Origin of the sequence: Dietzia sp. B44 (genome assembly GCF_014145245.1) — a bacterium.
GTDB classification, from domain to species: domain Bacteria; phylum Actinomycetota; class Actinomycetes; order Mycobacteriales; family Mycobacteriaceae; genus Dietzia; species Dietzia natronolimnaea.
Genome location: NZ_JAALEF010000431.1, coordinates 1 through 2,019, shown reverse-complemented (window position 1 = coordinate 2,019; position 2,019 = coordinate 1). Strand labels below are relative to the sequence as shown.

Genomic DNA, 2,019 nt, shown 5'->3' with positions numbered 1-2,019 from the left:
CGGCAGGGGCATCGCCCTGCGGGCCGGTCACCGGGCGGCACCCCGGCGTGCGATGCGCGCGGCGGCGATCAGTCCGGGCACCGCCACCAGCACCGCACCGAGGAGGTACCACCAGGGGGTGAGGCCGATCGTGGTGCGGATGACGTGCAACCCGGTGACGACGACGAGGACCACCACGCCGGAGCCCGCGACCCCCCAGAGGTACGTCCGGGCCGAACCACGGGGACTGGCGCCGATCGATCGCCGCTGCCAGAAGATCACGGCGAACAGCAGCACCACGTACGGCACCATCGCCCAGTTGGAGAACATGATCGCGATGGTCCCGGCACCCATCACCACCGCGATGACGGCGGCGAACCAGGCGAAGACCCGGGCGTCGCGCGTGGAGCTCACCGGCGGGCGACCCTCGACCTCCGCCAGGAGCCGGGCGGCCTCGGCGCGATCGAGCTCGCCGGTGGTGCGGATCTCCGTGGTCATGGCGACACCTTCCTCGTGACGGTCCCGGGAGTGTCCACCCGGGCAATGACTAGACCATAGGCAACTACTTTCCACTTTGGCAAGTAGTTTCTGCCGCCCGGGCGCCGGGCGCGGTGCCGATCACCCCGGGTCCACTACACTCGCGCAGGTCATGGAATTGAAGGCAGTCAAGAAGGACCTCATCGCCAAGATCGCAGCCCCCCGCGATTCGTCGCGCGCCGATCCGGTCGACCCCTACCTGCCCAGCGCCGGGAACCACGGCTACCGGGTGACCCGGTACGAACTGGACCTCACCTACAAGATGAGCTCCAACAACCTGCGTGGCCAGGCCGTCATCACCGCCACGGCCACCGAACCGCTCGACTCGGTGCAGCTCGACCTGTCCCCCCACCTCGACGTGTCCAAGGTGTCTCTCGACCGCGGTCGGGTCGCCAGGTACAACCGGCCGCGGGGCAAGCTCACCGTCACCCCGGCCGAGCCGATCCCCGTCGGTGCCGCGTTCACGCTCACCATCCGGTACGCGGGCAACCCGCGCCCGATCCGCGGCGCATGGGGTGAGGTCGGGTGGGAGGAACTGACCGACGGGGTCCTGGTGGCCAACCAGCCCAACGGCGCCGCCAGCTGGTTCCCGTGCGACGACCACCCGTCGTCCAAGGCCCCGTTCCGGATCCGGCTCACCACCGACTCCCCGTACCGCGCGGTCGTGACCGGTTCGCTGGTGGGCAAGAAGCGCAGCGGCAGCACCACCACCTGGGAGTTCGACCTCCCGCAGCCCACCTCCACCTACCTCGTGACGATCAACCTGGGGCAGTACGAGCACCTGGAGGTGACGGGTGGGGCGGTGCCGTTCCACGCCTACCTGCCCGCGGACCTCAAGCGGGACTTCCGGGTGTCGTTCGCCCGCCAGTTCGAGATGATCGAGGTCTTCACCGACCTGTTCGGCCCGTACCCGTTCGGTGAGTACAAGGTGGTGGTGACCGACGATGAGCTGGAGATCCCCCTCGAGGCGATGGGCATGTCCACGTTCGGCCGCAACACCGCCGAGGCGGGCACGGACGACGAGCGGCTGATCGCCCACGAACTCGCGCACCAGTGGTTCGGCAACGCCGTCACCGCCGCCGAATGGAAGCACATCTGGCTCCACGAGGGCTTCGCCTGCTACGCCGAGTGGCTGTGGACCGAGTTCTCCGGCGGCGCCGACGCGGGCAGCCACGCGCTGCGCTACTACTCCAAGCTGCAGAACTCACCCCAGGACCTGCTCCTGGCCGACCCCGGCCCCAAGGACATGTTCGACGACCGCGTCTACAAGCGCGGCGCGCTCACCCTGCACGCCCTTCGCCTGACGATCGGCGACGAGCAGTTCTTCCAGCTGCTGCGTGACTGGGTGACCAAGTACTCGGGCAGCACCGCGACCACTGACGACTTCCTGCACATGGCCGCCGACCACTCCCCCGTCGACCTGCGTCCCCTGTGGTCCGCGTGGCTGTTCTCGGAACCGCTGCCACCCACCCTCGGCATGCCCGATGACCACGCCGGCCGCCG

Annotated in this window: 2 protein-coding genes; one reads left to right on the top strand and one right to left on the bottom strand. The window is 69.2% G+C overall.

Features of this window, described 5'->3' with window-relative positions:
- Positions 1-27 precede the first annotated feature (27 nt).
- Positions 28-477, bottom strand: coding sequence for a hypothetical protein (locus tag G6017_RS13560; protein ID WP_182617824.1), 450 nt, complete (start codon positions 475-477; stop codon positions 28-30).
- Positions 478-634: 157 nt separating this feature from the next.
- On the opposite strand from G6017_RS13560, the gene G6017_RS13555 reads away from it, so the two are divergent.
- On the top strand, positions 635-2,019 hold a 1,385-nt coding region (locus G6017_RS13555; protein ID WP_182617826.1), incomplete at its 3' end, for a M1 family metallopeptidase.

Excerpts from the sequence above, each read along its gene's own strand:
- G6017_RS13560 (WP_182617824.1), bottom strand. The coding sequence starts at position 477 with ATGACCACGGAGATCCGCACCACCGGCGAGCTCGATCGCGCCGAGGCC.